This window comes from Gordonia sp. (in: high G+C Gram-positive bacteria) (genome assembly GCF_047600565.1).
Taxonomy (GTDB): domain Bacteria; phylum Actinomycetota; class Actinomycetes; order Mycobacteriales; family Mycobacteriaceae; genus Gordonia.
Genome location: NZ_JASGKN010000001.1, coordinates 2,689,805 through 2,711,719, shown reverse-complemented (window position 1 = coordinate 2,711,719; position 21,915 = coordinate 2,689,805). Strand labels below are relative to the sequence as shown.

Annotated in this window: 23 protein-coding genes and 1 pseudogene; 3 read left to right on the top strand and 21 right to left on the bottom strand. The window is 69.8% G+C overall.

All coding sequences use genetic code 11. The annotated features are described in order from the left end of the window. The first annotated feature begins 80 nt into the window (after positions 1–80). Complete coding sequence (locus QM774_RS13210) at positions 81–731, top strand: hypothetical protein (protein ID WP_414976313.1); 651 nt, start codon at positions 81–83, stop codon at positions 729–731. Positions 732–735: 4 nt separating this feature from the next. On the opposite strand, the gene QM774_RS13205 is transcribed toward QM774_RS13210, so the two are convergent. The 6 genes and pseudogenes from QM774_RS13205 to QM774_RS13180 form a co-directional block, all read right to left on the bottom strand. Continuing rightward, a complete protein-coding gene (locus QM774_RS13205) occupies positions 736–975 on the bottom strand; it encodes a hypothetical protein (protein ID WP_414976312.1) in 240 nt (79 codons plus the stop codon). A 94-nt stretch (positions 976–1,069) separates the two neighbouring features. Beyond that, positions 1,070–1,957, bottom strand: coding sequence for a Clp protease N-terminal domain-containing protein (locus tag QM774_RS13200; protein WP_414976311.1), 888 nt, complete (start codon positions 1,955–1,957; stop codon positions 1,070–1,072). Beyond that, positions 1,950–2,246 (bottom strand): helix-turn-helix domain-containing protein, encoded by a 297-nt coding sequence (locus tag QM774_RS13195; RefSeq protein WP_414976310.1) that lies wholly within the window; start codon positions 2,244–2,246, stop codon positions 1,950–1,952. Before QM774_RS13195 ends, QM774_RS13200 begins: the two co-directional genes overlap by 8 nt. Before the next feature lie 125 nt (positions 2,247–2,371). Further along, entirely contained in the window at positions 2,372–4,891 is a 2,520-nt protein-coding gene (locus QM774_RS13190; RefSeq protein ID WP_414976309.1) for an ABC transporter permease, read from the bottom strand. A 185-nt stretch (positions 4,892–5,076) separates the two neighbouring features. Continuing rightward, positions 5,077–5,706 (bottom strand): annotated as a pseudogene (locus QM774_RS13185) (ABC transporter ATP-binding protein); the annotation flags it as partial. Between the two features lie 48 nt (positions 5,707–5,754). Continuing rightward, the gene (locus tag QM774_RS13180) at positions 5,755–6,072 is read right to left on the bottom strand and encodes a DUF4229 domain-containing protein (RefSeq protein WP_414976308.1); all 318 of its coding nucleotides are present in this window, start codon (positions 6,070–6,072) and stop codon (positions 5,755–5,757) included. Positions 6,073–6,290: 218 nt separating this feature from the next. On the opposite strand from QM774_RS13180, the gene QM774_RS13175 reads away from it, so the two are divergent. Then, on the top strand, positions 6,291–6,488 hold the full coding sequence (locus QM774_RS13175) for a BldC family transcriptional regulator (RefSeq protein ID WP_414976307.1): 198 nt from the start codon (positions 6,291–6,293) through the stop codon (positions 6,486–6,488). Positions 6,489–6,528: 40 nt separating this feature from the next. Further along, complete coding sequence (locus QM774_RS13170; protein WP_414976306.1) at positions 6,529–6,681, top strand: hypothetical protein; 153 nt, start codon at positions 6,529–6,531, stop codon at positions 6,679–6,681. A 105-nt stretch (positions 6,682–6,786) separates the two neighbouring features. Here QM774_RS13170 and QM774_RS13165 read toward each other — a convergent pair whose 3' ends face one another. The 15 genes from QM774_RS13165 to QM774_RS13095 all read right to left on the bottom strand — a co-directional run bounded on the left by QM774_RS13165 (position 6,787) and on the right by QM774_RS13095 (position 21,850). After that, positions 6,787–7,638 (bottom strand): 3-hydroxybutyryl-CoA dehydrogenase, encoded by an 852-nt coding sequence (locus tag QM774_RS13165; protein ID WP_414976305.1) that lies wholly within the window; start codon positions 7,636–7,638, stop codon positions 6,787–6,789. Positions 7,639–7,728: 90 nt separating this feature from the next. Beyond that, positions 7,729–8,787 carry a c-type cytochrome biogenesis protein CcsB gene (gene ccsB, locus QM774_RS13160; RefSeq protein ID WP_414976304.1) on the bottom strand — a complete coding sequence of 353 codons (1,059 nt, stop codon included), beginning with the start codon at positions 8,785–8,787 and terminating at the stop codon, positions 7,729–7,731. A 35-nt stretch (positions 8,788–8,822) separates the two neighbouring features. Next, the gene (locus tag QM774_RS13155) at positions 8,823–10,460 is read right to left on the bottom strand and encodes a cytochrome c biogenesis protein ResB (protein ID WP_414976303.1); all 1,638 of its coding nucleotides are present in this window, start codon (positions 10,458–10,460) and stop codon (positions 8,823–8,825) included. Then, the gene (locus QM774_RS13150; protein WP_414976302.1) at positions 10,457–11,278 is read right to left on the bottom strand and encodes a cytochrome c biogenesis CcdA family protein; all 822 of its coding nucleotides are present in this window, start codon (positions 11,276–11,278) and stop codon (positions 10,457–10,459) included. The genes QM774_RS13155 and QM774_RS13150 overlap by 4 nt, the downstream gene beginning before the upstream one ends. Next, positions 11,275–11,871, bottom strand: coding sequence for a TlpA family protein disulfide reductase (locus QM774_RS13145; protein WP_414976301.1), 597 nt, complete (start codon positions 11,869–11,871; stop codon positions 11,275–11,277). The genes QM774_RS13150 and QM774_RS13145 overlap by 4 nt, the downstream gene beginning before the upstream one ends. A gap of 5 nt (positions 11,872–11,876) precedes the next feature. Further along, positions 11,877–12,494: a histidine phosphatase family protein gene (locus QM774_RS13140; protein WP_414976300.1), complete on the bottom strand. Its 618-nt coding sequence runs from the start codon at positions 12,492–12,494 to the stop codon at positions 11,877–11,879. A 116-nt stretch (positions 12,495–12,610) separates the two neighbouring features. Beyond that, the gene (gene hemL / locus QM774_RS13135) at positions 12,611–13,951 is read right to left on the bottom strand and encodes a glutamate-1-semialdehyde 2,1-aminomutase (protein WP_414976299.1); all 1,341 of its coding nucleotides are present in this window, start codon (positions 13,949–13,951) and stop codon (positions 12,611–12,613) included. A 106-nt stretch (positions 13,952–14,057) separates the two neighbouring features. Continuing rightward, positions 14,058–14,957: an SGNH/GDSL hydrolase family protein gene (locus QM774_RS13130; protein ID WP_414976298.1), complete on the bottom strand. Its 900-nt coding sequence runs from the start codon at positions 14,955–14,957 to the stop codon at positions 14,058–14,060. 1 nt (position 14,958) lies between these two features. After that, positions 14,959–15,504 carry a DUF3093 domain-containing protein gene (locus QM774_RS13125; protein WP_414976297.1) on the bottom strand — a complete coding sequence of 182 codons (546 nt, stop codon included), beginning with the start codon at positions 15,502–15,504 and terminating at the stop codon, positions 14,959–14,961. Positions 15,505–15,514: 10 nt separating this feature from the next. Continuing rightward, positions 15,515–15,976, bottom strand: coding sequence for a hypothetical protein (locus tag QM774_RS13120; RefSeq protein ID WP_414976296.1), 462 nt, complete (start codon positions 15,974–15,976; stop codon positions 15,515–15,517). After that, entirely contained in the window at positions 15,973–16,731 is a 759-nt protein-coding gene (locus QM774_RS13115; protein ID WP_414976295.1) for a hypothetical protein, read from the bottom strand. The genes QM774_RS13120 and QM774_RS13115 overlap by 4 nt, the downstream gene beginning before the upstream one ends. After that, the gene (gene hemB / locus QM774_RS13110) at positions 16,728–17,720 is read right to left on the bottom strand and encodes a porphobilinogen synthase (RefSeq protein WP_414976294.1); all 993 of its coding nucleotides are present in this window, start codon (positions 17,718–17,720) and stop codon (positions 16,728–16,730) included. Before hemB ends, QM774_RS13115 begins: the two co-directional genes overlap by 4 nt. Before the next feature lie 48 nt (positions 17,721–17,768). Beyond that, positions 17,769–19,424 carry a uroporphyrinogen-III synthase gene (locus QM774_RS13105; RefSeq protein WP_414976293.1) on the bottom strand — a complete coding sequence of 552 codons (1,656 nt, stop codon included), beginning with the start codon at positions 19,422–19,424 and terminating at the stop codon, positions 17,769–17,771. 68 nt (positions 19,425–19,492) lie between these two features. Beyond that, positions 19,493–20,428, bottom strand: a complete 936-nt coding sequence (gene hemC, locus QM774_RS13100) for a hydroxymethylbilane synthase (protein WP_414976292.1) — start codon at positions 20,426–20,428, stop codon at positions 19,493–19,495. A 90-nt stretch (positions 20,429–20,518) separates the two neighbouring features. Continuing rightward, on the bottom strand, positions 20,519–21,850 hold the full coding sequence (locus tag QM774_RS13095; protein WP_414976291.1) for a glutamyl-tRNA reductase: 1,332 nt from the start codon (positions 21,848–21,850) through the stop codon (positions 20,519–20,521). Positions 21,851–21,915 lie beyond the last annotated feature (65 nt).

Genomic DNA, 21,915 nt, shown 5'->3' with positions numbered 1-21,915 from the left:
TGGTCCTGACGACCCTCACGATCCTCGGATCCGTCACCGCCTGGCAGTTGTGGGGCGTCCGGTCCTCCACTCGGATCGACATGACCACGGTGTCGCTCGGTGAGCCCACCGAGGTGACCGGCGAATACGACCCGGGTGGACGGGTCGTGGACGCCCGGCCGCGGCGGATCGGCACGATTCCCCTCGAGGTGGACCTGAGGAACACCGGCGACAAGCCGCTCAGCGTCGCCTCCGTCGAGGTCGACGTGCTGGCCTCCACGCGCCTCGACCGCTGCGGCACCACCACGAGGGCCGGCACGGGGCGGATCGGCGCCGTCTACACGGTGCGGCTGCCCGTCGCCGACGTCGACGGGCAGCCCGCCCCGAAACCGGGGGTCGTGAACACCCCGTCGGACTTCACGCTCGACGGCGGGGAGACCGACTGGATGGAGATCACCGTCGGCCCCGACTCCCAGAGCGACGTCGTCGCGCAGTTGTTCGCCTACCGGCCCGCCCTCGTCCTGGACGACGGCAGCCGGATCGTGTTGCCGTCGGTGGCGACGATCTCGTCGACCGGCATCGTCGGCCGGTATCTCGCGGCCGCGAAGACCGCGGCGCCGAACGCCGCCGTGAAGAAGTGCGCCGCCGAGGCCGTCGACCGGATCGACGAGGCCGCCCGGCTCGCGCAACTGCGGACTCCGCCGCTGACCGAGCTCCGGACCGCCTACGCGACCCTCGCCGGACGGCGGTGACCCGTCACTCGACGTGGGCGGCGCTGACCTTCGTGGTGCCGTCGCCGTTGACGGTGACCGTGCACGTGTAGCGGTTGACGTCCTGGCCGCCGAACTCGCCGGGGCTGCGGACGGCGTCATGGCACGCGGTGGTCGCGGCCTGATCCTTCTCCGACTTGGAGAGACCGCCCTTGTCCGAGTGGCAGCCGGCGAGCAGCGCGACGGCGCCCGCAGCGCCGACGACAGAGATCACGATTCGCTTCATGCGCCCCATTACACCCGTTTCGGACCCGATCCGTGCGGTGGATGCGGCCGACCCCGCCGATCGTGTCGATCAGCGGGGTCGGTGTCGTGGGGTGTCAGGCGTCGACCGGGGTCTCCGGCAACGACGCCAGGACGGCGGCACGCAGGTCGTCGGCCGTGGTGGCCGAGGCGATCAGGGCGTGCGAGGCCGCGTCGTCGGTGTCCAGGATTCCCAGGAGCACGTACTCGGGGACGATGGTGCGGTCACCGCGGTCGCGGGCGTATCCCACGGCGGCGCGCAGAGCGTCCCGGGCGGAACCGCTCATGCGGGGTCCGCCGCGACGGCCACGCGGGCCGCGGCGGCCGCGGCCGCCCTCCCACGGGCCCTCGTCGTCGGCGCCGGGGCCGGGGCCGAAGCCACCGGGACCCCATCCCTGTCCGGTATCGCCCGGCCCGAAGCCGCCCGGCCCGAAACCGCGGGGACCGAAGCCCTCACGGTCGGGACCGCCGCGACGTCCGCCACGGCCCTGTGGGCCACCACGGCGCCCGTCGGGACCGCCGTGCCGGCGGCCGTGCGGCCCGTCGCAGTCGGGACCGTGACCGCGTCCGCGGCCCCGTCCGTCTCGTCCCCGGCCGCGGCGTTCGCCCCAGCCGTCGGTCATGTCCTCGCCGAAGCGGTCGCGGACCGCCTCGCGCACCTTGTCCAGGTCGATGCCGATGCTCTTGAGTGCCTCGCGGTCCTCGTCGTAGCGGTCGGTGGCCGATCCGGAGCCGTCATCGGCCAGTTCGTCGGCGTGCTCGTCGTGGAAGGCGCGCACGGTGTCCCGTGCGCTGTCCAAGGTCAGCCCCTGCTCGCCGAGCAGCGAGAAGAGCGGGCTGCGGGCGTTGCCGAGCATGCCGAGGATCAGGTGGTCGTTGCCGAGGCCCCGGTGTCCGAGGTCTGCGGCCTCCTGCATGGCGAACATCATCACCACGCGGTCGTCTGCGTTGAAACGGTTAAACATCGTTTCCGTCCTTTCCGGCCTTGTGGGCCGATTCACCGCGGTTCTCCGGTGGGATCTCGCGGTACGAGTGTTTCTGGTGCACGGCCTGCCGGCTGAGCTGCAGGACGTCGGCGATCGCCTGCCAGCTCCATCCTTGGGAGCGGGCGTTGGCGACCTGGACGTCTTCCAGGCGGTCGGCCAGGGTTCGCAGCGCGCGGACGGCGGCCAGGCCTACGGCCGGGTCTCCGCTCGCGGCGGCTCCGGCGACCTGATCTCCTTCAGTCACTGTCAACTCCTCTTCGTCGTGCATGATGTCAGGTTATGTTGACGATTCAACCGTTGTCAACATTTCTTGACAACTTTTTTCGGAGCCCGCCGACAGGAGTGCTGAGAACGTGTTCACCACGAACACGAATCCAGCAGTCTCCCGGCGTTCTACTCCGAGATGATCGACTCGGTGATGTTCATCCGCGACGCACGCAACGCCGGGACGAGCGCTCCGAACAGGCAGAGAGCCGCCGCGACGGCGACATAGAGCGCCGAGGACCACAGAGGTCGATACAGGATGTCGATCGAGGTGACCTCGGTGAGGATCTTGTCAGACAGGTAGTGCAGACCCGAGCCCATCACCACACCGACCACGGCGCCGACGACCGCCACCGACCCGGCCTCGGCGAGCACCATCGCGACCACGAAGCGACGGGAGGCGCCCATCGCCCGGAGCACACCGATCTCACGGCGGCGTTCCAGGACGGACAGCAGCAGGGTGTTCAGCAGGGCGATCGCCGCCGCGCCCGCCACGATCCATTGGATGGCCACCGTGAACGCACCCGCCTGCTGGACGGTCTTCTGCGTCGCCTGCAACGCCACGTGCCCGGTGTAGACGTAGACCGGCCGGTCCCCGGCACCCGGATACCTGTCGGCGATCGCGGTGATCGCCCGGGTGACCGCGGCGCGATCGGCGCCCGGGTCCAGGAACACCTGCAGGTAGGTCTCCCCCGGTCGTTTGAACCAGTCCGCCATCCGGTCGACCGAGATCGCGGCGGTCCCGGAATCGATGGTCACGTAGTTGACGGTGTCGCGGACCACCACCTCGTGATAGCCGGTGGGGGTGGCGAGGCGGATGGTGTCTCCCACCTTCACCCCGAGCGTCCGGGCCAGCACGCGAGAGATCAGGATCCCGTCGCCGTCGAGGGTCTGCTTCACCGCTTCGGGACTGGCTTTGCGCATGAACGGTGCGGCGGCGTCCGGCTCCAGCCCCTGCAGCATGGCGCGGGCGTCACCCAGGTTCACCGAGGCCCACTGCCCGCCCGTCACACGTGCCACGCCCGGCACCTTCTCGACCTGGGAGGCGATGTCCGGGTTCAGGACCGGACCGACCGGGATGTCTTCGGCCGACCGGGACGACACGTACAGGTCGGGGTCGGACAGACCGTCGAGGGAGCGGCCGATGGAACCGATCATGTTGTTCAGCGCGCCCGAGATGCCGACGCCCACGGCGATCGCGACGGCCACCGTCATCACCGTCGCCCACACTCGGCGGGGTGCGCGTTCGCTGTTGACCGCGGCCAGCCGGCCCGGACCCCGGAACCAGCGGGACACCACGACGACGGCGGTCACCAGCACGGTGATGAGCCCGAAGCACAGCAGCAGGCCGCCGAGCGAGTAGACGGCGCCCGCCAGCAGTGCGGCCTGCCCTTGGATGAACTGCGGCATCAGGAACGCGCCGATCACCATCGCGGTGCCGATACCGGCCAGCGACCACCGCAGCAGCCGTGACGGCGGCGCGGCGTCGGCCGCCTCGCCGGGCACCATCGCCTCGACCGGCTCGACGGCGAACACCGATCGCGCGGCGAGCGCGGTGGCGGCCACACACGCCAGGATGCAGGCGGCGACGGTCAACGGCGCCGCGTACGCGGGAAGGCTGTACGACACCTCGATGGGCGTCGATCCGACCGCGCTGGGCAACCGTCCGACGGCCCAGCGGCCGGCCAGGATCCCGACCGGCACACCGAGCAGGCCGCCCACCAGACCGAAGACGCCGGCCTCGGCCAGCAGGTCGCCGACCAGGTGACGCCGCCGGGCGCCGAGTGCGCGGATCATCGCGAGCGACTGGCGCCGCGATGCCACCGCCATGTTCATGGTGTTGAACACGAGGAACGCCGCGATGATCAACGAGACCAGCGACACCAGCAGCGTCGAATCACGGGTCACCGCGCTGGCGACCTCGGCCTGCTTCACCCGGAAGTCCGGATCGACCACGGCGGCCCGGCCGTCGACGGCTTTCTCCACCTCGCCGCGCAGCGCCGCCGCATCGGCGCCGGGCTTGGGGACGATGAGGATCGAGTCGACGGCGCCGTCGAGCCCGGTGAGCTGCTGCGCCAGCTGCAGGTACGCGAACACGAAGCGACCGCCGTTGAGGACTCTGGTGTCCGCATCGTCGACGACCCGCAGGACGCGCACGTCGACGCCGCTGACGGTCAGTTGCTGGCCCTCGCGCAGACCCGTGCCCGCGCCGGCGATGATCCCGTCCTGCAGATCGTCGGCGCCGAGCGATCCGCCCGACGCCGCCACCGCGGATCGCAGTTGCGGGGACAGTGCGGTCACCCGCATGTCCGAGCCCAGGAGCGTCGTCGACTCACCGTTCACCAGGATCGAGCCGCGCACCAGAGGCACCACCGATTTAGCGTCCGTCGCCGCCGAGCGGACCTCCCCGACCAGCGAGTCGTCGATTCCGGTGTCGGCGACCGCGGCCACCTCGAGGGTGGCCGAACCCGAGATCGCACGATTGAACTTGCTGACCGTGTCGCTCATCGAGCCGTACGCACCGAGCACCGCGATCAAGAGTCCGGACGCCACGACGATCACGATCAGCGAGGTGACCACGCGCAGCCGGTGACTCGACAGCTCACGCAGGTTGAGGACCCGGACCCGGGTCAGTCCCGCCCGGATCATTCGGCCCGGTGCCGTCCGGAGTCGCCGGACGAGGGCAGCGGCCCGGTCATCCATCTGGCGCCCGGGACGTGCTGGGCGGGCTGCGGCGCACGGATCGGCGCGGGCGCCATCGGCCCGGGCGTCATCGGCGCCCGATCCGGCTGCGGGTGCACGGCCGGCAACGGCTGCGCCGGCCGCGCACCACCGTCGAGGACCTTGCCGTCACGGACGGTGATGACGCGATCACAGAAGGAGGCGGCACCGTTGTCGTGCGTCACCATCAGCACCAGCCGGTCGGGTTCGTCGTGTGCGACGTCGGCCAGCAGCTGCAGGACGTCCTGGCCGGTCTTGGAGTCGAGGTTGCCGGTGGGTTCGTCGGCCAGCAGGATCTTCGGCGACATGATGAGCGACCGGGCGATGGCGATGCGCTGCATCTGTCCGCCGGACAGTTCCGAGGGACAGTGGTCGATCCGGTTGCCCAGGCCGACCCGATCGAGCAGTTCCACGGCGCGCGGCTTGGCCTTCGCCAGCGATTTCGAGTCGAGCAGCATCGGCAGCGCGACGTTCTCCCAGGCCGAGAGCGTCGGGACGAGGTTGAAGAACTGGAAGATGAAGCCGACCCGGTGCCGCCGGAATTCGGAGGCCTGGTCGTCGTTCAGGGACGACAGGTCGACACCGTCGACGACGATCCGGCCCGACGTGGGGGTGTCCAGTGCGCCGAGGATGTGCAGCAGTGTGGACTTGCCGGCGCCCGAGGGCCCGATGACCGAGACGAACTGGCCGCCGTCGATGGTGAGGCTGGCGCCGTCGAGCGCACGGACGCGCTCGGTGCCCATCTGATATTCGCGGACCAGGTCGGTCGCCTCGACGACGGGCACGTGGGCCTACTCGTCGTCGCCGCGCAGCCGAGCGTGGAGGTCGTCACGGCGGGCGGCGCGCTGCGCATCGACGCCGGCGATCTGCTCGTTGACCTTGTTGCGCAGACCCTTGAACGCGACCATGCCGATCGGCAGGGCGATCAGGACGCCGAAGACGGCGGCGATCAGGATCGGCACCTTCACACCGAACAGCAGTCCGACGCCGATGATGGCGGCGGCGATCGCGACCACCAGGCCGAGACGGACGACGGTGTAGGCGGCGAGCCAGCCGATCAGGGAGCCGACCGACGCGGTGGGCGTGGTCTCGGTGCGATCCTCAGTCATGGTGCTCACCCTATACGCGGTGGCTGGACCGGAAGACATGGCACAAATCGTACGGTTTGTGCCAATAAGCGGTGGTCGAACCGGCGAAATCCCCGCTCCGAACCGGCGCCAACCGGACATTACCGACTCTTTACCGTTTACTGACCATTCGAGCACCTGGGGGTTCGAGGTGTATCCAGGAGTCAGTAAGAACAGTCCACTACCCCACTGGAGGAACGATGACTCTCTCCGAGCCCATCACCCCGAGCCTGGCTCGCCAGCACAGCCTGACCCCGGGCCAGGTCGCCGAGATGTTCAACGTGAATCCGAAGACGGTCGCCCGGTGGGCCACCACCGGCGTGCTGCCTTCGATCCGCACGCCCGGAGGCCACCGCCGCTTCCGCGAGGCCGACGTCGTCGCCCTCCTCAACCGCTGAGCCCAGACTCCCGATCGTCCTCCGCGAGTACCGTGGAGGCATGGCGTATCTCTTCGCGTTCGTGATTCTGCTGGCCATCGTCTGGATCGGCTGGCGACTCACCTACGGCTCATCGTCGGCCACCCCGTCCGCCGTCCGGCACGACGCGCCGCGCGGCCCGGACGACGATCCGGAGTTCCTGGACAAGCTGTGACCCAGAAAGACGCCCCCGCAGTTCGCGTGAACTGCGGGGGCGTCTCCTTTCGACAAGCTCAAGGAGCGTCAGACGCTCGTTGAGCCTGTCGAAGCGAGAGAGGGCCTACTTCTTGGTGTAGTCGTAGAAGCCCTTACCCGACTTGCGGCCGTAGTAGCCGGCGTCGACCATGCGGCGCAGCAGCACCGGCGGCGCGTACTGCGGCTCGCTGAACTCCGCGTAGAGGCTTTCGGCGATCGGCAGGCACACGTCCAGACCCACGGTGTCGGCCAGACGCAGCGGACCCATCGGATGACCGCAGCCGTTGACCATGCCCTCGTCGATGTCCTCGGCGCTGGCGAAGCCGGTCTCGTACATGCGGATCGCACTCAGCAGGTACGGCACCAGCAGGGCGTTGACGATGAAGCCCGCCTGGTCCTTCGACTCGATGGTCTTCTTGCCGAGCGTCTCCGAGGCGTAGGTCTTGACCTTCTCGACCACCGCCGGATCGACCTTGAGCGTGGTGACGATCTCGACGAGGTTCATCACCGGCACCGGGTTGAAGAAGTGCATGCCCAGCACGCGCTCGGGGTGCTTGGTCGCGTTGGCCAGCCGGATCACCGGGATCGACGACGTGTTGGTGGCCAGGATCGCGTCCGGGCTGACGATCTCGTCGAGCTTGTGGAAGTACTCCAGCTTCAGCGACTCGATCTCCGGCATCGCCTCGACCACCAGCTCGCAGTCGGAGAACGACTCGATATCGGTCGTGACGGTGACGCGGTCGAGGGCGGCCTTGGAATCCTCTTCGCTCAGCTTGCCGGCCTTCACACCGCGGGCGAGGCTGGTGGCGATCCGCTCCTGCGCGGCGTCGACGGCCTCGGCGCGCTCGAGCACGCGCACGTTCGAACCGGACTTGGCGACGACCTCGGCGATGCCGGCACCCATGGTGCCGCCGCCGATGACTCCGACGTTCTTCATTCTTCTCCTTCAGTGACGGGACACAGTCGTCCCGTGGTTCATTTCGACGAGCTCAATGAGCGAGGGTTGAGCTCAATGAGCGGGTGAGGCTTACAGGCCGGCGTAGGAGTGCAGGCCGGACACCACCAGATTGATGGCGAACAGGTTGAACATCAGCGCCACGAAGCCGGCGACGTTGACCCAGGCGGCGGCGTTGCGCCAGCCGGCGGTCGCGCGGGCGTGCAGGTAGGCGGCGAAGATGATCCAGGCGATGAAGCTGACCGTCTCCTTCGGATCCCACCCCCAGAAGCGGCCCCACGAGCTCTCCGCCCAGATGGCACCGAACACGATGCCCAGACCGAACAGCGGGAAGCCGACGACCACGCACTTGTAGGCGAGCCGATCGAGGCTGTCCGCCGACGGAAGATGGTCGACGATGCGGCGTCCGATGACGGCGGGCGAGAAGCCGGTGGCGGTCTCGTCCTCGGCTTCGTGCGCGGCGGCCGTCGCACCCCAGCGCACCTTGATCAGGTACAGGATGCTGGCGACGCCGGACACCAGCAGAACACCGCTGCCCGTCGAGATGATCGACACGTGGATGAGCAGCCAGTAGGACTTGAGTGCCGGCACCACCGGGGCCGCGGTGGCGTAGAGCCACTTTCCCGCGATGAACATGAGCAGCGCGACGGGGATGAGCACGATGCCCAGCAGCGGACGCTGGGCGGGTTTGCGCAGGAAGAACAGGGCGGCGAGCATGCAGGCGGCGCAGGTCAGCGAGATGAACTCGTACATGTTGCCCCAGGGTGCACGGTCGGTGGCGATGCCGCGCACCACGATCGATGCGACGTGTGCGGCGAAGCCGACCCACACCACCGGGTAGGCCATGGCCGAGAGGCGGTCGCCCAGGGGCCGCTTGGCCTGCGGTCCGGCCACTCGGCCCGGCGTACGGTCTCCCAGCGCCGTCGACCGGCCGCGCGCTGCGCTCCCGGCGCCCGCGGCGACCAGTTCCTTCTCCGCGGCCGTCTCCGGCAGCGCGCGGCCGCGCGCTCCGGCCAGCGCCGTCAGGAACAGCAGCATGGCGACGACGTAGATACCGATCGCGGTGCCGAACAACAGGTCCGACCACCGACCCAGATCTTCGTTGACGTAATCGCTCAATCCGGTGTTCACGCTGTGCGTTCCTTACTTGAAGTTCCTCGGGGGCGTCAGAGACGTCCGCGGTGGCGTCGCGAGTCCTCGTCGAGCAGTGCATGAGCCTGTTCGTCGAAGCCCTCTCCCCAGCCGGCCTGATCGGTCCGGGCCAGTCCGGCCACCTCCACTACAGTACGTCGTTGACCCTCGGCGGAGCCATCCCGCGTGGTCGGCGTCTCCGGCACCAGCCGGGCCCAGATGCGGCGACGACGGATCACCAGTGAGGTCAGCAGACCGGCCAGCATGACGATCGCCGACACCAGCACACCGCCCTGCGCCGGGTCGTGCGACACCTGCACCGACACCCACCGCTTGTATCCGTCGAACGAGACGACGGTGCCGTCCGGCAGCGTGGTCGTCTGACCGACGTTCAGGTTGACCGATGCCTTGCGCACCAGGCGCCCCTGATCGATGAGGTCGCGGTCCAGCGAGAAGACGTTCTGGGCGCGGCCGGTGTCCAGGCCGGTGTCGCCCTCGTAGACGCGGATGGCGACGGCCGGGTCGTGCGGCACCGGCGACTGCGACGCCAGGAGCGTGCCGTGCAGCAACGGATCCGGCGCGAACAGGCCGTCGATGGCGATCTGGTGCTTGCGGCGGTCGTCCTCGTTCGGGTACATGCCGGCCGGGGTGTCGAAGCGCATGGCGCCCTCGGACAGGAAGGTCTGCGTGTCCTGCGGCAGGTACGGCGAGGTCTGGGTGCGCTTCTCCCCGTTCGGGAAGGTGACGGTGAACGTCGGTGCGAAACCGTTGCCCAGCACGTAGACGCGGGCACCGGAGATGCGGAGCGGATCGTTCACGCGCACATCCCGCTCGGTCCAGGTGTTCTCCGGGGCGTCGACGTCCTTCGTGTAGGCCACCTTCGCGGTGTACATGTCGGGCTGGCCGTTGGGCAGGAACTTCGCCTCGAAGTCGTCGACGCGGAAGCAGAACGGCGCCAGCCGGGTGCCGTCGACCATCGCGCCGGAACGGAAGCTGTCGTAGACGGCCGTCGAGGTGTTGCAGAGCACCTGGTCGTCGCCGGCGATCAGCGTGCGGCTGCCCTCGTAGCCCCACAGTTTGCCGAGCGCGATGGTGACCAGCATCGACAGCAGTGCGAAGTGGAACACCAGGTTGCCGAACTCGCGCAGGTAGCCCTTCTCGGCGGACACCTCGACCGCGCCCTCCGGGTACCGCTCGGACGGTTCGACGACCCGGGTCATGGTGCGCCAGCCACGCAGGTTGCCGGTGATGCGGGTGGCGAGCTCCTCCGGTGCGCCGTCGACGGTCTCGCTGATGTGCCGCGGCATGCGGGCCAGATTGCGCGGTGCCGGAACCGGCTTGCCGCGCAGCTGCTGGAAGTACTCCCAGATGCGTGGCGTCAGGCAGCCGATCAGCGAGATGAACAGCAGCAGATAGATCGCGGTGAACCATCCGGACGAGAACACCCGGAAGAAGCCGAGACGATCCATCCAGACGCCGATGGTGCCGTGGTCGGCGATGTACTTCTCGGTCTTGGACTCGTTGAGCTCACGCTGCGGCAGCAGGGCGCCGGGGATCGCGGCGAGCGCGAGCAGGAAGAGCAGCGCCAGCGCGGTGCGCATAGAGGTCAGTTCGTGCCAGAACCGGCGCAACGGTCGGAGCAGCCAGCGCTGGGCGGGCGAGACGGTGGTCATACGGGCAGCTCCACATCGGAGACCAGATGCATGCGGATCCAGTCGACGAAATCGTTCCACACGCCGAACAGCAGAAGCACACCGACCACGATCATCAGCACACCGCCGACGATCTGGATGGTGCGGGCGTTACGGCGCAGGAAGCCGAGGCTCCGCAGCGCCCAGGCCGATCCGAACGCCAGCAGGACGAACGGCACGCCGAGCCCGATGCAGTAGGCGATCACCAGCAGCACGCCGCGCCAGGCGGTCATGCCGTCGGTGTTGGCGGCCACCACGAGTACCGCGCCGAGGGTGGCGCTGCTGCACGGGATCCAGCCGACCGCGAACACCGCGCCCAGGAGGGGCGCCCCGATCCAGTTGGAGATGCGTCGCGGCGAGAACCGCAGGTCCCGCTGCAGGAACGGGATCATGCCGAGGAACACCAGGCCCATCGCGATGGTGACCACGCCGCCGATCCTCTGCATCAGCTCCATCCGATGCTGATCGAGGAACAGATGGGTGGCACCCAGGACGGCGGCGGTGGCGAGGACGTAGACGACGGTGAATCCGGCGACGAACAACGCGGCGGCGCCCATCACGCGCAGGCGTCCCTTCTTGGCCGGCTCGTCCGGGCTGACGGCCGGCGCTTCGGCACCGACCAGACCCGCCAGATACGACAGGTAGCCGGGGACCAGCGGCACCACGCACGGCGATGCGAACGAGATCATGCCGACCAGCACGCACACCGCCATGCCGAGCAGCAGCGGCCCGGTGGAGACGGTGTTCGAGAAGGTGTCGGCGACGCTGGCGAGCGGCACCGATCCGGCGGCGAAGGTCATTGCGGTGTGCCGGCTCCTTCGGCGGCGACGCGCTGTACGGCCGCGCTGAGCTCCTGCTCGTCGATCGCCTTCAGATAGACGACGGCCGGCCGCAGTTCACGGTCGAGGATGACGGTGGTGGGCACGGCGCCGACCGGCACGCCCAGCGCGGACAGGGTGCGCCCGCCATAGTCGAAGATCGACGGATAGGTGACGCCGCGGTCGCGGATGAAGTCCTGGGCGCTGCCCTGGACGTCGCGGAAGTCGATGCCGACGAACTGGACGCCCTTGTCCTTGGTCTCGTCGAAGGTCTTCTGCAGTTCGGAGAACTCCTTGCGGCACGGCGCACACCAGGAGGCCCACACGTTCACGACCACCACCTGGCCGCGGTAGGCGTTCACGTCGACGGTCCCGTCGCCGAGCACGTTCTCGCCGGACACCTGCCCGATCGGCTTACGGTCGGCGGGCGCGTACTCCAGCACGGTCTTGCCGCCGGGCGCCACGATCTGGTTGCCCTGACCCTGCACGACGGCGTCGTCACCGGTGCCGCAGGCGGAGGTTCCCACCGCGACGGCGGCGAGCATCGCCGCGGCCACAGCCGATCGGATCCGCATGCCGCTCACGCCCCCGTCACCGACGGATCCGATGCGCCGGCCGGCTCGGAGTAGACGATGTCGACGAGCTCGTCGCCGGAATAGATGAGGCTGGTCAGCGACGCCAGCGAACACTGGCGCAGGCGCGGATCGTGCCAGAGGCGCTTGCCCTCCAGGAAGCGGCGCAGCGTGTAGACCGGCAGCTGGTGGCTGACGCACACCACCTCGTGGCCTTCGGCGGTGTCCCGGGCCAGGTTCGCGGCCGCCAGCATGCGGTGCGCGATGTGCAGGTACGGCTCACCCCAGGAGGGCGTCATCGGGTTGCGCAGCTTCGCCCAATGCCGGGGTTTGGCGATCGCGTCGCCCACCTTCAGGCCCTCGAACTGGTTCTCCGACTCGATCAGGTCGTCGTTGGTGATGATCTCCAGGCCGTGCGAGGCGGCGATCGGGGTGGCGGTCTCCTGTGCGCGCTGCAGCGGCGAGGCGAAGACGGCGGCGATGTCGTGGTCGGCGAGGACGTCGGCGACGGTCTGCGCCTGCGCACGCCCGACGTCGGACAGACGGAAGCCGGGGAGCCGGCCGTAGAGGATGCCGTCCGGGTTGTAGACCTCGCCGTGACGCATCATGTGCACGATCGTCTTCATCTACCGCTCCTCGTGCCTGGTCATCTGTCGCTCCTCGCGCCTATTCACTCGCCGCTCCTCGAGCCTGTTCACTCGCCGCTCCTTGAGCCTGTCGAAAGGTGCATTCATCGGGCTGGTCACTCGCTCGCTCGGGCGGCGGCCGCCGCAGCGGCGGGCAGGGCGGCGGCGATCGTCTCGAAGGCGTCGTCGTCGAGGGCGGTGGAGGTGAACCATGCCTCGAAGGCGCTCGGCGGCGGGTACACGCCGCCGGCGAGCAGGGCGTGGAAGAACGGCGCGAAGCGCCAGGTCTGCGTGGCCTTGACGCCGGCGTAGTCGACGATGGGCTCGTCGCTGTCGGTGAAGAAGACGCTGAACAGGTTGCCGGCCGCCTGGACGCGGTGCGCGACGCCGGCCTCCGTGAGCGCGTCGCCGATCATCTGCTGCAGCCGCAGCGAGTTGGCGTCGAGCGTCGTGTAGACGGCGTCGTCGGCCAACCGCAGCTGGGCCAGGCCCGCGGCGACGGCGACCGGGTTCCCCGAGAGGGTGCCCGCCTGGTAGACCGGTCCGAGCGGGGCGAGGTGATCCATCACGTCGGCGCGGCCACCGAAGGCGGCGGCCGGCAGGCCACCGCTCATCACCTTGCCGAAGGTGTACAGGTCGCCGGCGACCCCGTCGATCCCGAAGTAGCCGGCCTTGCTGACGCGGAAGCCGGTCATCACCTCGTCCATGATCAGCAGGGCGCCGTGGCGGGCGGTGAGGTCGCGGAGCCCGGCGTTGAAGCCGTCGACCGGTGCGATCGCCCCCATGTTGCCGGCGGCGGCCTCGGTGATGACGGCGGCGATGTCGTCGCCGTGGGTCTCGAAGGCCTGGGCGACGGCGGCCAGATCGTTGTACGGCAGGACGAGGGTGTCGTGCGCGGCCGCGCCGGTGACGCCCGGCGAGGTCGGCAGGCCGAGGGTGGCGACACCCGACCCGGCGTCGGCCAGGAGCGCGTCGACGTGGCCGTGGTAGCAACCGGCGAACTTGATGATCTTGGAGCGGCCGGTGAATCCGCGGGCCAGGCGCACCGCCGACATGGTGGCCTCGGTGCCGGAGTTCACCAGGCGCACGCTCTCGACGGGATCGACGCGGGCGATGATCGCCTCGGCGAGTGCGATCTCCGCCTCGGTGGGCGCACCGAACGACAGTCCGTGCACGGCGGCCGACCGCACCGCGTCGATCACCTGCGGGTAGGCGTGGCCGAGGATCATCGGGCCCCAGGAGCAGACCAGGTCGACGTAGGTGTTGCCGTCGGCGTCGGTCAGCCGGCAACCGGACGCATCGGTGATGAAGCGGGGGGTGCCGCCGACCGCGGAGAAGGCCCGCACCGGCGAGTTCACACCGCTGGGAATGGAGTGCGCGGCCCGGGCGAAGAGCGCAGCGCTGTTCGTCGTGACCTGTTCGCGGGCAGTCGGTTCCACGTCAGAGGGTCGGGCCATGCCCTCCAGTGTTCCAAATCCGGGCGCGCGGTCCCAATCGCGTGAACAGCATCTCAGCCGGTAGACGGCGATTGCCGGGTCTGCGTGGTCTGTGCCGCCCGCTGCGTCAGCGTCCGGCCATCGCGGCCACGACCGCATCCGCGATCGCCTGCTGGCCGCGGGCGTTCGGATGCATCGATCCGGGTCCGGCCTTGATCGGTTCGATCCAGCGTTCGGCGCCCGCACACACGTCGTGCCCCTCCGACGGTCCGGCGGTGTCGACGTAGGTGATGCCGCCGACCGTGCGGGCCGCCGTGCGCAGCACGGTGTTCAGATCGTCGGTGAGGCCGGACAGGAGCGGGACGTCGCCGGCACCCAACGGCACCAGGTCGTGGCAGCCACCGGTCGCGGGCACGATCCGCGGATAGCCGGCGAGATAGATCTTCGCGTGCGGGGCCGCCTTCCGTATCCGGCGCAGCGCGTCGACGAGGGCCGGCCGGGTGTCGTCGTTCAGCTGTGCGGTCAGCCGGGCGATGACACCGGCGCACGGTGATCCGTCCGGGTCGGAGCGGCCCAGACGGGTGCACTCCCCCACAGCGGTGGAGAACACGTAGCCGTCGTTGCCGCCCAGCGTCATGGTGACCGTCTCGGTGGCGTCGGAGAGGACATCGAGTTGCGGGTCGACGCCCTCGTACTGTGCGGCGGTCAGGTCATCGGTGGTGGCGCCGGCGCACGCCACGTCGGTGAGCGTCCAGCCCTCGTCACGGGCGACGATCTCGCCGTAGTTCTTCGCCGATCGCAGGCAAGTGAAGGGCGAGTCCTCGATCAGCGGGCTGACGCCCGCTCCGCTGGCGTAGCTGTCGCCGAGATGGACGTGCCGGGCGGCATGCGGCGGCGGCGTCGTCGTGGTGTCCTCGTCCGACGTCGTCGTCGGGGTGACCGGTGCCGGGGTCTGCGCCGGAGCGCACCCGGTGACGAGCGTCGCGGCGGCGGCCGTCGCGATCAGCAGCCGAGCGGCTCCCCGCATGTCACGACTCCGGTGAGGTTCCGGAGGGGCCCATGCCCAGCTTCACGGCCAGGACGGCCTCGGTGAGTTCGGTGCGGAACCGGTCGACGTCGCGCGCCCACGCCTGCGCCAGTTTGCCGTCGGACAGCTTGACGCCGACGCCCTTGCGGCGGCGGGGAACGGCCGGCAGTTCGCCGAGGGCCCGCGCCGATTCCCACTTCTCCGGGATGTCGGTGCGGTTCTCGGGGTAGACCTTCTCGATGTCCTCGAGGGCGACGATGCGTGCGCCCTGGCGGAGGGTGGTCTCGGTGAGCCGCACGGTCACGTGCTGACGCGCGGCGGCGTACTGCATCCAGGAGAAGCCGATCAGGATGACACCGAACAGGGTGAGGATCGGCCAGTGGACGCGGCCACCGCCGATGATCTCCATGATCAGCACCGCGGCGACCATGATCGGACCGATGGCGACGATCCACGGGCTGCCGCCCCGCTCGAAGAACAGGGTGCGGCCGGGGTCGAGTTCCTCGGTGTCGGTCAGCCCCGGGTAGGGCGTGGCCTTGTCGCTCACCTGCGGTCGCTCACTTGCGGCGCTTCTTCCCGGACTTCTCGGGTTTGGGTTCGTTCGGGTCACGGCCGTTGAACCAGGCGTCGGCGTCCGGCCGGTAGGCCAGGATCGAGCCGAACAGTCCGATCACCGCGGCGAACAGCACGACGGCCAGGCCCGCAGCCTGGAAACCGACGGTCAGCACCAGAAGCATGGCGACGGCGACGATGGTCAGGGCGGCCAGCGCGCCCCGCCACTGCGGTTCGCAGTAGGCCTTGCGGGCCAGCAGCACGTAGGCGAGTCCGACGACGGCGACGAGGATGGCGACCGCGACCACTCCGAAGTCCCAGCCGGATCCGACGATGTTGGTGATGATCGAGGCGACGCCCAGAACGATGAGCAGTCCTCCGGAGATCAGCCACAGCCGCAGCGCCCACGTCACCGTGGGCGGTCGGGTGGCCGGGTCGGGCCGGTTCGTCACAGGCGAGTCGGTCACCGTGGTCCTCCAGTCGGATGCGTGCCTACACGTCGAGTGCCACGGTACTCGTCCATGGCGGTGCAGAAGCGGCCGCTCTCGGCGTTCATCAAGACCGCGACGGCTCCCATCGCGGCGACACCGGCGATGATCCGCGGCACCATCGTCCAGGTCGGCATCGACGTCGCGTCGGCCGACGGGGTGCCGAGGGTCGAGCCGATCACGTCGAGCACCGTCATGACGGCGATGAACGCACTGAGCCACGTCAGGCCGAGACGCGCCCACCCGCGTCCCTGCCACACCATCAGGCTGAGGACTCCGGCGATCAGCAGTCCGGCGACCGCCATCATCACCATTCCGCTGATCGCGGAGAAGGTGGCGAGCTGATCGACGCTGGCGCCGCCCGTCGGCTGGGTCTTGGCGGTCTCCTTGGCCATCTTCAGCGCTTCGGTGCGCAGCGGTGTGTACATGCCCGCGAGGGAGACCAGCATGCCGAGCGCCACGACGACCCAGAACTGCAGGGCCATGCGGATGGTGTCGGGCCGGGTCGGCGGCGGCCCCGCCGGGACGACGGGCACCGGCGGCGGGAAGGGGAACTGCGCGCCCGGCATCGGCTGGTACGGCGGCGGCGGGTACGTCGGGGGAGGCCCGAACTGCGGCACCGGCGCGGGAGCGGTCGGCGGCTCGGTCACGGCAGGCCCGGGCGCCGGCGCTTCAGCGGCAGGCGTCGCGGCGGGACCCGTCTCGGCGGCCTCCTGCGGGGTGCGGTCCGTCATCTCGGCCCCTCGGTCAGCCGGCGGGCGATCTCGACCGCGCCGTAGGTGAGGATGATGGACGCCCCGGCACGGGCGATGCTGAGCACCGCCTCGTCCAGTGCGGCCTCGCGGTCGATCCATCCGTTCTCGGCGGCCGCGCAGATCATCGAGTACTCACCGCTGATCTGGTAGGCGGCGACCGGCCGGTCGGACAGGTTCGCCACATCGCGCACGATGTCGAGATAGCTCATCGCCGGCTTCACCATCACCATGTCGGCCCCCTCGTCGAGGTCGGCGAGCAGTTCGCGGACGGCCTCGTCGCGGTTGGCCGGATCCTGCTGGTAGCTGCGACGGTCACCCTGCAGCGACGACGCCACCGCCTCGCGGAACGGGCCGTAGAACGCCGAGGCGTACTTGGCGGTGTAGGCCAGGATCGAGACGTCGGCGAAGCCCTCCTCGTCGAGCGCCTCCCGGATGACCGCGACCTGGCCGTCCATCATGCCGCTGGGGGCGACCACGTGGGCTCCGGCCCGCGCCTGCGACACCGCGAGCTTGCCGTATTCGATCAGGGTGGCGTCGTTGTCCACGCGCCCCTGATCGTCCAGAACTCCGCAGTGGCCGTGATCGGTGAACTCGTCCAGGCAGGTGTCGGCCATCAGCACGGTCGAGTCGCCCAGATCGGCCCGCAACGCGGCCAGCGCCCGGTTGAGGATGCCGTCGGGGGCGCATCCGCACGAACCGGTCGCATCCTTGTCGTCGGCCGTCGGCACCCCGAACAGCATCAGGCCGCCGACACCGGCGTCCACTGCGTCGGCGGCGGCAGCGCGCAGCGAATCGATCGTGTGGTTCACGACGCCCGGCATCGAGGTGATCGGCCGCGGCGTCTCGATGCCGTCGGCGACGAACATCGGCAGCACCAGCTGCGCCGGAACCAGCCGGGTCTGAGCGACGAGCCGCCGCATGGCCGGCGTCGTGCGCAACCGGCGGGGCCGGTGGACGGGATGCTCCATACCGTCGATCCTATGTCCTGCGACAGGCTCGGCAACCGGCCCGAACGGTCAGGACCGTGAGCGGCGGGACTTCTTACGCGGCGGGGGCAGGGCGCCCTCGGCACGCAGCGTCGCGGCGTGGTTCGCCAGCGCGTCCACCAGATCCGGGATCGACGCGGTCTCCGGCCGCACATCCACGCGCAGCCCGAACTCGACGGCGGTCTCGGCGGTCTTCGGGCCGATGCAGGCCACGATGGTGCGCGCGTGCGGCTTGCCGGCGATGCCGACCAGGTTCCGGACGGTGGAGCTCGAAGTGAAGCAGACCGCGTCGAAGCCGCCGGTCTTGATCATCTCGCGCGTCTCGGCGGGCGGCGGTGCCGCGCGCACGGTGCGGTAGGCGGTCACGTCGTCGATCTCCCAGCCGCGCTCACGCAGGCCCTCGGCGAGGGTCTCGGTGGCGATGTCGGCGCGCGGCAGCAGGATCCGGTCCACCGGATCGAGGATCTCGTCGTAGGGCGGGAAGTCCTCGAGCAGGCCGAGCGACGACTGCTCGCCGCTGGGCAGCAGTTCCGGCTCGACACCGAACGAACGGACCTTGGCGGCGGTCGACTCGCCGACACAGGCGATCTTGACGCCGGAGAAGGCGCGGGCGTCCAGACCGAACTCGGCGAACTTCTCCCACACTGCGCGCACCGCATTGGTCGAGGTGAAGACGACCCACTGGTAGCGGCCGTCCACCAGGCCCTTGACGGCGCGTTCCATCTGGGCCGGGCTGCGCGGCGGCTCGACGGCGATGGTCGGGACCTCGCGGGGGATGGCGCCGTGCGAGACGAGACGCTGGCTCATGTCGGCGGCCTGGTCTTTGGTGCGCGGCACCAGCACGGTCCAGCCGTACAGGGCGCGGGACTCCCACCAGGAGAACTTGCCACGCTTCTCGACGGGCTTGCCGACGGTCAGGATCAGCGGGCCGGTGAGACCGGTGGCCGCGTCGGTGAGCGTCGCGATCGTCGCCTCGACGGTGCGCTGACGGCAGGTGGTGCCGTTGACGGTGATCGCGACCGGGGTCTGCGGGGCCAGCCCGTGCTCGGTGAGCGCGCTGGCGACCTCGCCGAGATGGCTGTCGGTGGCGTGCAGCACCAGCGGGCCGGGTGCGGCGGCCAGAGCCGCCCAGTCTACGTCGCCGCGGACGTCGGCCACGGTGTGCGCCGAGCCGAGCGGCACGCCGGCGAAGCCGGGCACCGCGGCACCGGCGGGCAGGCCGGGCAGCACTTCGAAGGCGACCGAGGTGCGGGCCACGGCGGTGATCTCGGCGAGCACCGCGTCGGTGGTCATCGGGTCGCCGGCGACGACGCGCACGACGTCCGTGCCGGTCTTCGCCTGGGCGACGAGAGTCTTGGCGACGGTGGCGGGATCGCCCAGTGCCGGACGGACGACCTGCTCGGCCTCATCGGCCGGTTCGGCGGTCTTCGGCTGCGGATCGTCGGCGGGGTTCTCGGCGTCGTCGGCCTTGCCCTCGGACTTGCGGGTGCGGGCCCGGGCCGGCTCCTCGATACGGTGCGCCGATCCGATCAGGTCACGGATCTCGGCGGGAACGTCGGGGTCGACGTAGGCGACGGTCGCGTCGACGAGGACGTCGCGGGCTCGCACAGTCAGCAGATCCGGATTACCCGGACCCGACCCGACGAACAGAATCCGCCCGGGCTTAGCATTCTTCGTACGGCTCATGCGTTCGCACTCTCCTGCCCCGCGTGCGGGGCTGCAGTTCCATCTGGAGCCGTCAGAAGAGTGTCGCGTTACGACCTTCCGCTGACGAGTGCGGCAGCACCGAGCTCCAGCAGTTCGGTGGCGAGATCCCTACCGAGTTCGACGGCCCGATCGACCGGGCCCACCACCGAAGCTCGGATCACATCGGATCCGTCTTCGGCCGCCACCACCGCGCGGAGCGACAGTTCGGCGAAGATGCGCCCGTCCTCATCGATCGACTCGACCACTTCTCCGATCGCACCGATCGGGGCGGTGCAGCCGGCCTCGAGGGTGGCGAGCACCGCGCGCTCGGCGTCGACCGCAGCACGGGTGGACAGGTCGTCCAACTCGGCGAGAATTCTCACCAGTTCGGCGTCATCGGATCGGCACTCGACCGCTAGAGCCCCCTGTGCCGGCGCGGGCAGCATAGTCACCGGGTCGAATGCCTCGGCGACTGCATCGGCTCGGCCGATGCGTACCAGTCCGGCTCGGGCGACTACCACCGCGTCCAGTTCACCGTTCGCGACTTTGCCCAACCGAGAATCAAGGTTGCCCCGTAGGGGGCGGATTTCCAAACCGAGACCCAATGCTTTAAGCTGCGCGACCCTTCGCGGCGCCGAGGTACCGACGGTGGACCCGGGCGGAAGCTCCCCGAGGACCAGTCCATCCCTGCTGACCAGCGCATCTCTGGGATCGACGCGCTCGGGAACGACGATGTGGAGGTCGGGTTCGGCGGCGGTCGGCAGATCCTTGTACGAATGGATCGCGACGTCGCATTCACCGTCACGGAGTGCCACTCGGATGGCGGTGGTGAAGACGCCGACGCCGATCTGGGCGACCGGAGACCGCTGATCGGCGTCGCCGGGGGTCTTGATGATGACGAGTTCGGCGGGGTGACCGTTGGCGGTCAGACGGTCCGCGATGCCCTGGGCCTGCGTGGTGGCGAGGAGGGATCCGCGGGTGCCGATCCGGATCGGGACACTCATCGTGCCCGGCGCTGGCGCATCAGAGCCCGCTCACTTCGTTCCCGGCGCTCGCTCATCAGAGCCCGCTCACTTCGTTCCCGGCGCTCGATATCAGCCACGGCGCTCGGTGTCGGGTGCGGCGACCTGCTCGGCGGTGCCGGGCTGCAGTTCGAAGAGTTCGCGCAGGGCTTCGGCGTAGTGGTCACCGTTGCCATTCGAGGCGAGCTGCTTCACGCGCACCGTGGGGGCGTGCAGCAGCTTGTCGGCGACGCGGCGGACGGCTTTGGCGACCTCGTCGCGCTGGTGGCCGTCGAGTCCGGGAAGTTTGGTCTCCAGCCGCAGGATCTCGGCCTCGACGAGGTCGGCGGCCCGCTGACGGAGTGCGGCGACGGTCGGGGTGACCTCGGCCTGCCGCTGCGCGGTCAGGTAGTCGGACAGTTCGTCGGCCACGATGGTGCGGGCGGCGGCGGCATCGTCGGCGGCGGCGCGGGTCTCGTGGTCGCCGCGCAGCGACTCGATGTCGATCACCTCGACGCCGGGCAGCCGGCCGGCCGCCGGATCGACGTTGCGGGGCAGGCCCAGGTCGCAGATCATCAGCGGCGCCGGGTTGGTGCGGGCCAGCAGGGCGCCGTGGACGTCGCCGACCTCGAGAACGGTGTTCACCGAACCGGTGCAGGCGACGACGATGTCGGCGTCGGCCATCTCGGCGGCCACATCGGTCAGGCTGACGCCGCGGGCGGAGACGCCGTAGCGCTCGGTGACGCCGGCGGCGAGTTCGGCCGCACGGTCGGCGGTGCGGTTGACCACCACCATGTCGTCGATGCCGTCGCGGGCGAGCTGGCTGGTGGCGAGCGATCCCATCGCACCGGCGCCGATGACGACGGCGCGACGCATCGGCGGGTAGTCGGCGCCGCGGAGGGCGCGCGCACGGTGCACCGCCACCGACACCACAGAGGCGCCGGCCCGATCGATGCCGGTCTCGGTGTGCACCCGTTTGCCCACGCGCAGCGCCTGCTGCGCGAGTTCGTGCAGGGTGCTGCCGGCGGCGCGGTTCTCGTCGGCCACCGTGTACGCCGAACGGATCTGGCCGAGGATCTGCTGTTCGCCGATCACCATCGAGTCCAGGCCGGCGGCCACCGTGAAGAGGTGTTCGACGGCGGCCTCGGAGTAGTGCACGTACGCGTGCTGGGTGAGTTCGGAGTGCGAGAGACCCGAGTAGTCGCCGAGCACACGGCCCACCGCTTCGAGGGCGGGGTGGAAGGCGTCGACGACGGCGTAGACCTCAACGCGGTTGCAGGTGCTGACGACCATGGTCTCGGAGATGACCGGGGACTGCATGAGGGCTTCGACCAGCTTGGGGCGGTCGGTGTCGGCGACGGCGAGGCGCTCGAGCACAGGGACGGGTGCACTCCGATGGGAGGCCCCGAACAACAAAAGACTCACGCCGTCACCGTTTTCTCACCATGCTGTGCTTCTTCGCGCAGCACACCCATGCCCCCGATCAGAGC

What these genes read in the sequence shown, in the direction of transcription:
- QM774_RS13210 (WP_414976313.1), top strand. Translation starts at nt 81, where the DNA reads ATGACCACGGTGTCGCTCGGTGAGCCCACCGAGGTGACCGGCGAATAC.
- QM774_RS13205 (WP_414976312.1), bottom strand. Translation starts at nt 975, where the DNA reads ATGAAGCGAATCGTGATCTCTGTCGTCGGCGCTGCGGGCGCCGTCGCG.
- QM774_RS13200 (WP_414976311.1), bottom strand. Translation starts at nt 1,957, where the DNA reads ATGTTTAACCGTTTCAACGCAGACGACCGCGTGGTGATGATGTTCGCC.
- QM774_RS13195 (WP_414976310.1), bottom strand. Translation starts at nt 2,246, where the DNA reads ATGCACGACGAAGAGGAGTTGACAGTGACTGAAGGAGATCAGGTCGCC.
- QM774_RS13190 (WP_414976309.1), bottom strand. Translation starts at nt 4,891, where the DNA reads ATGATCCGGGCGGGACTGACCCGGGTCCGGGTCCTCAACCTGCGTGAG.
- QM774_RS13180 (WP_414976308.1), bottom strand. Translation starts at nt 6,072, where the DNA reads ATGACTGAGGATCGCACCGAGACCACGCCCACCGCGTCGGTCGGCTCC.
- QM774_RS13175 (WP_414976307.1), top strand. Translation starts at nt 6,291, where the DNA reads ATGACTCTCTCCGAGCCCATCACCCCGAGCCTGGCTCGCCAGCACAGC.
- QM774_RS13170 (WP_414976306.1), top strand. Translation starts at nt 6,529, where the DNA reads ATGGCGTATCTCTTCGCGTTCGTGATTCTGCTGGCCATCGTCTGGATC.
- QM774_RS13165 (WP_414976305.1), bottom strand. Translation starts at nt 7,638, where the DNA reads ATGAAGAACGTCGGAGTCATCGGCGGCGGCACCATGGGTGCCGGCATC.
- QM774_RS13155 (WP_414976303.1), bottom strand. Translation starts at nt 10,460, where the DNA reads ATGACCACCGTCTCGCCCGCCCAGCGCTGGCTGCTCCGACCGTTGCGC.
- QM774_RS13150 (WP_414976302.1), bottom strand. Translation starts at nt 11,278, where the DNA reads ATGACCTTCGCCGCCGGATCGGTGCCGCTCGCCAGCGTCGCCGACACC.
- QM774_RS13145 (WP_414976301.1), bottom strand. Translation starts at nt 11,871, where the DNA reads ATGCGGATCCGATCGGCTGTGGCCGCGGCGATGCTCGCCGCCGTCGCG.
- QM774_RS13140 (WP_414976300.1), bottom strand. Translation starts at nt 12,494, where the DNA reads ATGAAGACGATCGTGCACATGATGCGTCACGGCGAGGTCTACAACCCG.
- hemL (WP_414976299.1), bottom strand. Translation starts at nt 13,951, where the DNA reads ATGGCCCGACCCTCTGACGTGGAACCGACTGCCCGCGAACAGGTCACG.
- QM774_RS13130 (WP_414976298.1), bottom strand. Translation starts at nt 14,957, where the DNA reads ATGCGGGGAGCCGCTCGGCTGCTGATCGCGACGGCCGCCGCCGCGACG.
- QM774_RS13115 (WP_414976295.1), bottom strand. Translation starts at nt 16,731, where the DNA reads ATGACGGACCGCACCCCGCAGGAGGCCGCCGAGACGGGTCCCGCCGCG.
- hemB (WP_414976294.1), bottom strand. Translation starts at nt 17,720, where the DNA reads ATGGAGCATCCCGTCCACCGGCCCCGCCGGTTGCGCACGACGCCGGCC.
- QM774_RS13105 (WP_414976293.1), bottom strand. Translation starts at nt 19,424, where the DNA reads ATGAGCCGTACGAAGAATGCTAAGCCCGGGCGGATTCTGTTCGTCGGG.
- hemC (WP_414976292.1), bottom strand. Translation starts at nt 20,428, where the DNA reads ATGAGTGTCCCGATCCGGATCGGCACCCGCGGATCCCTCCTCGCCACC.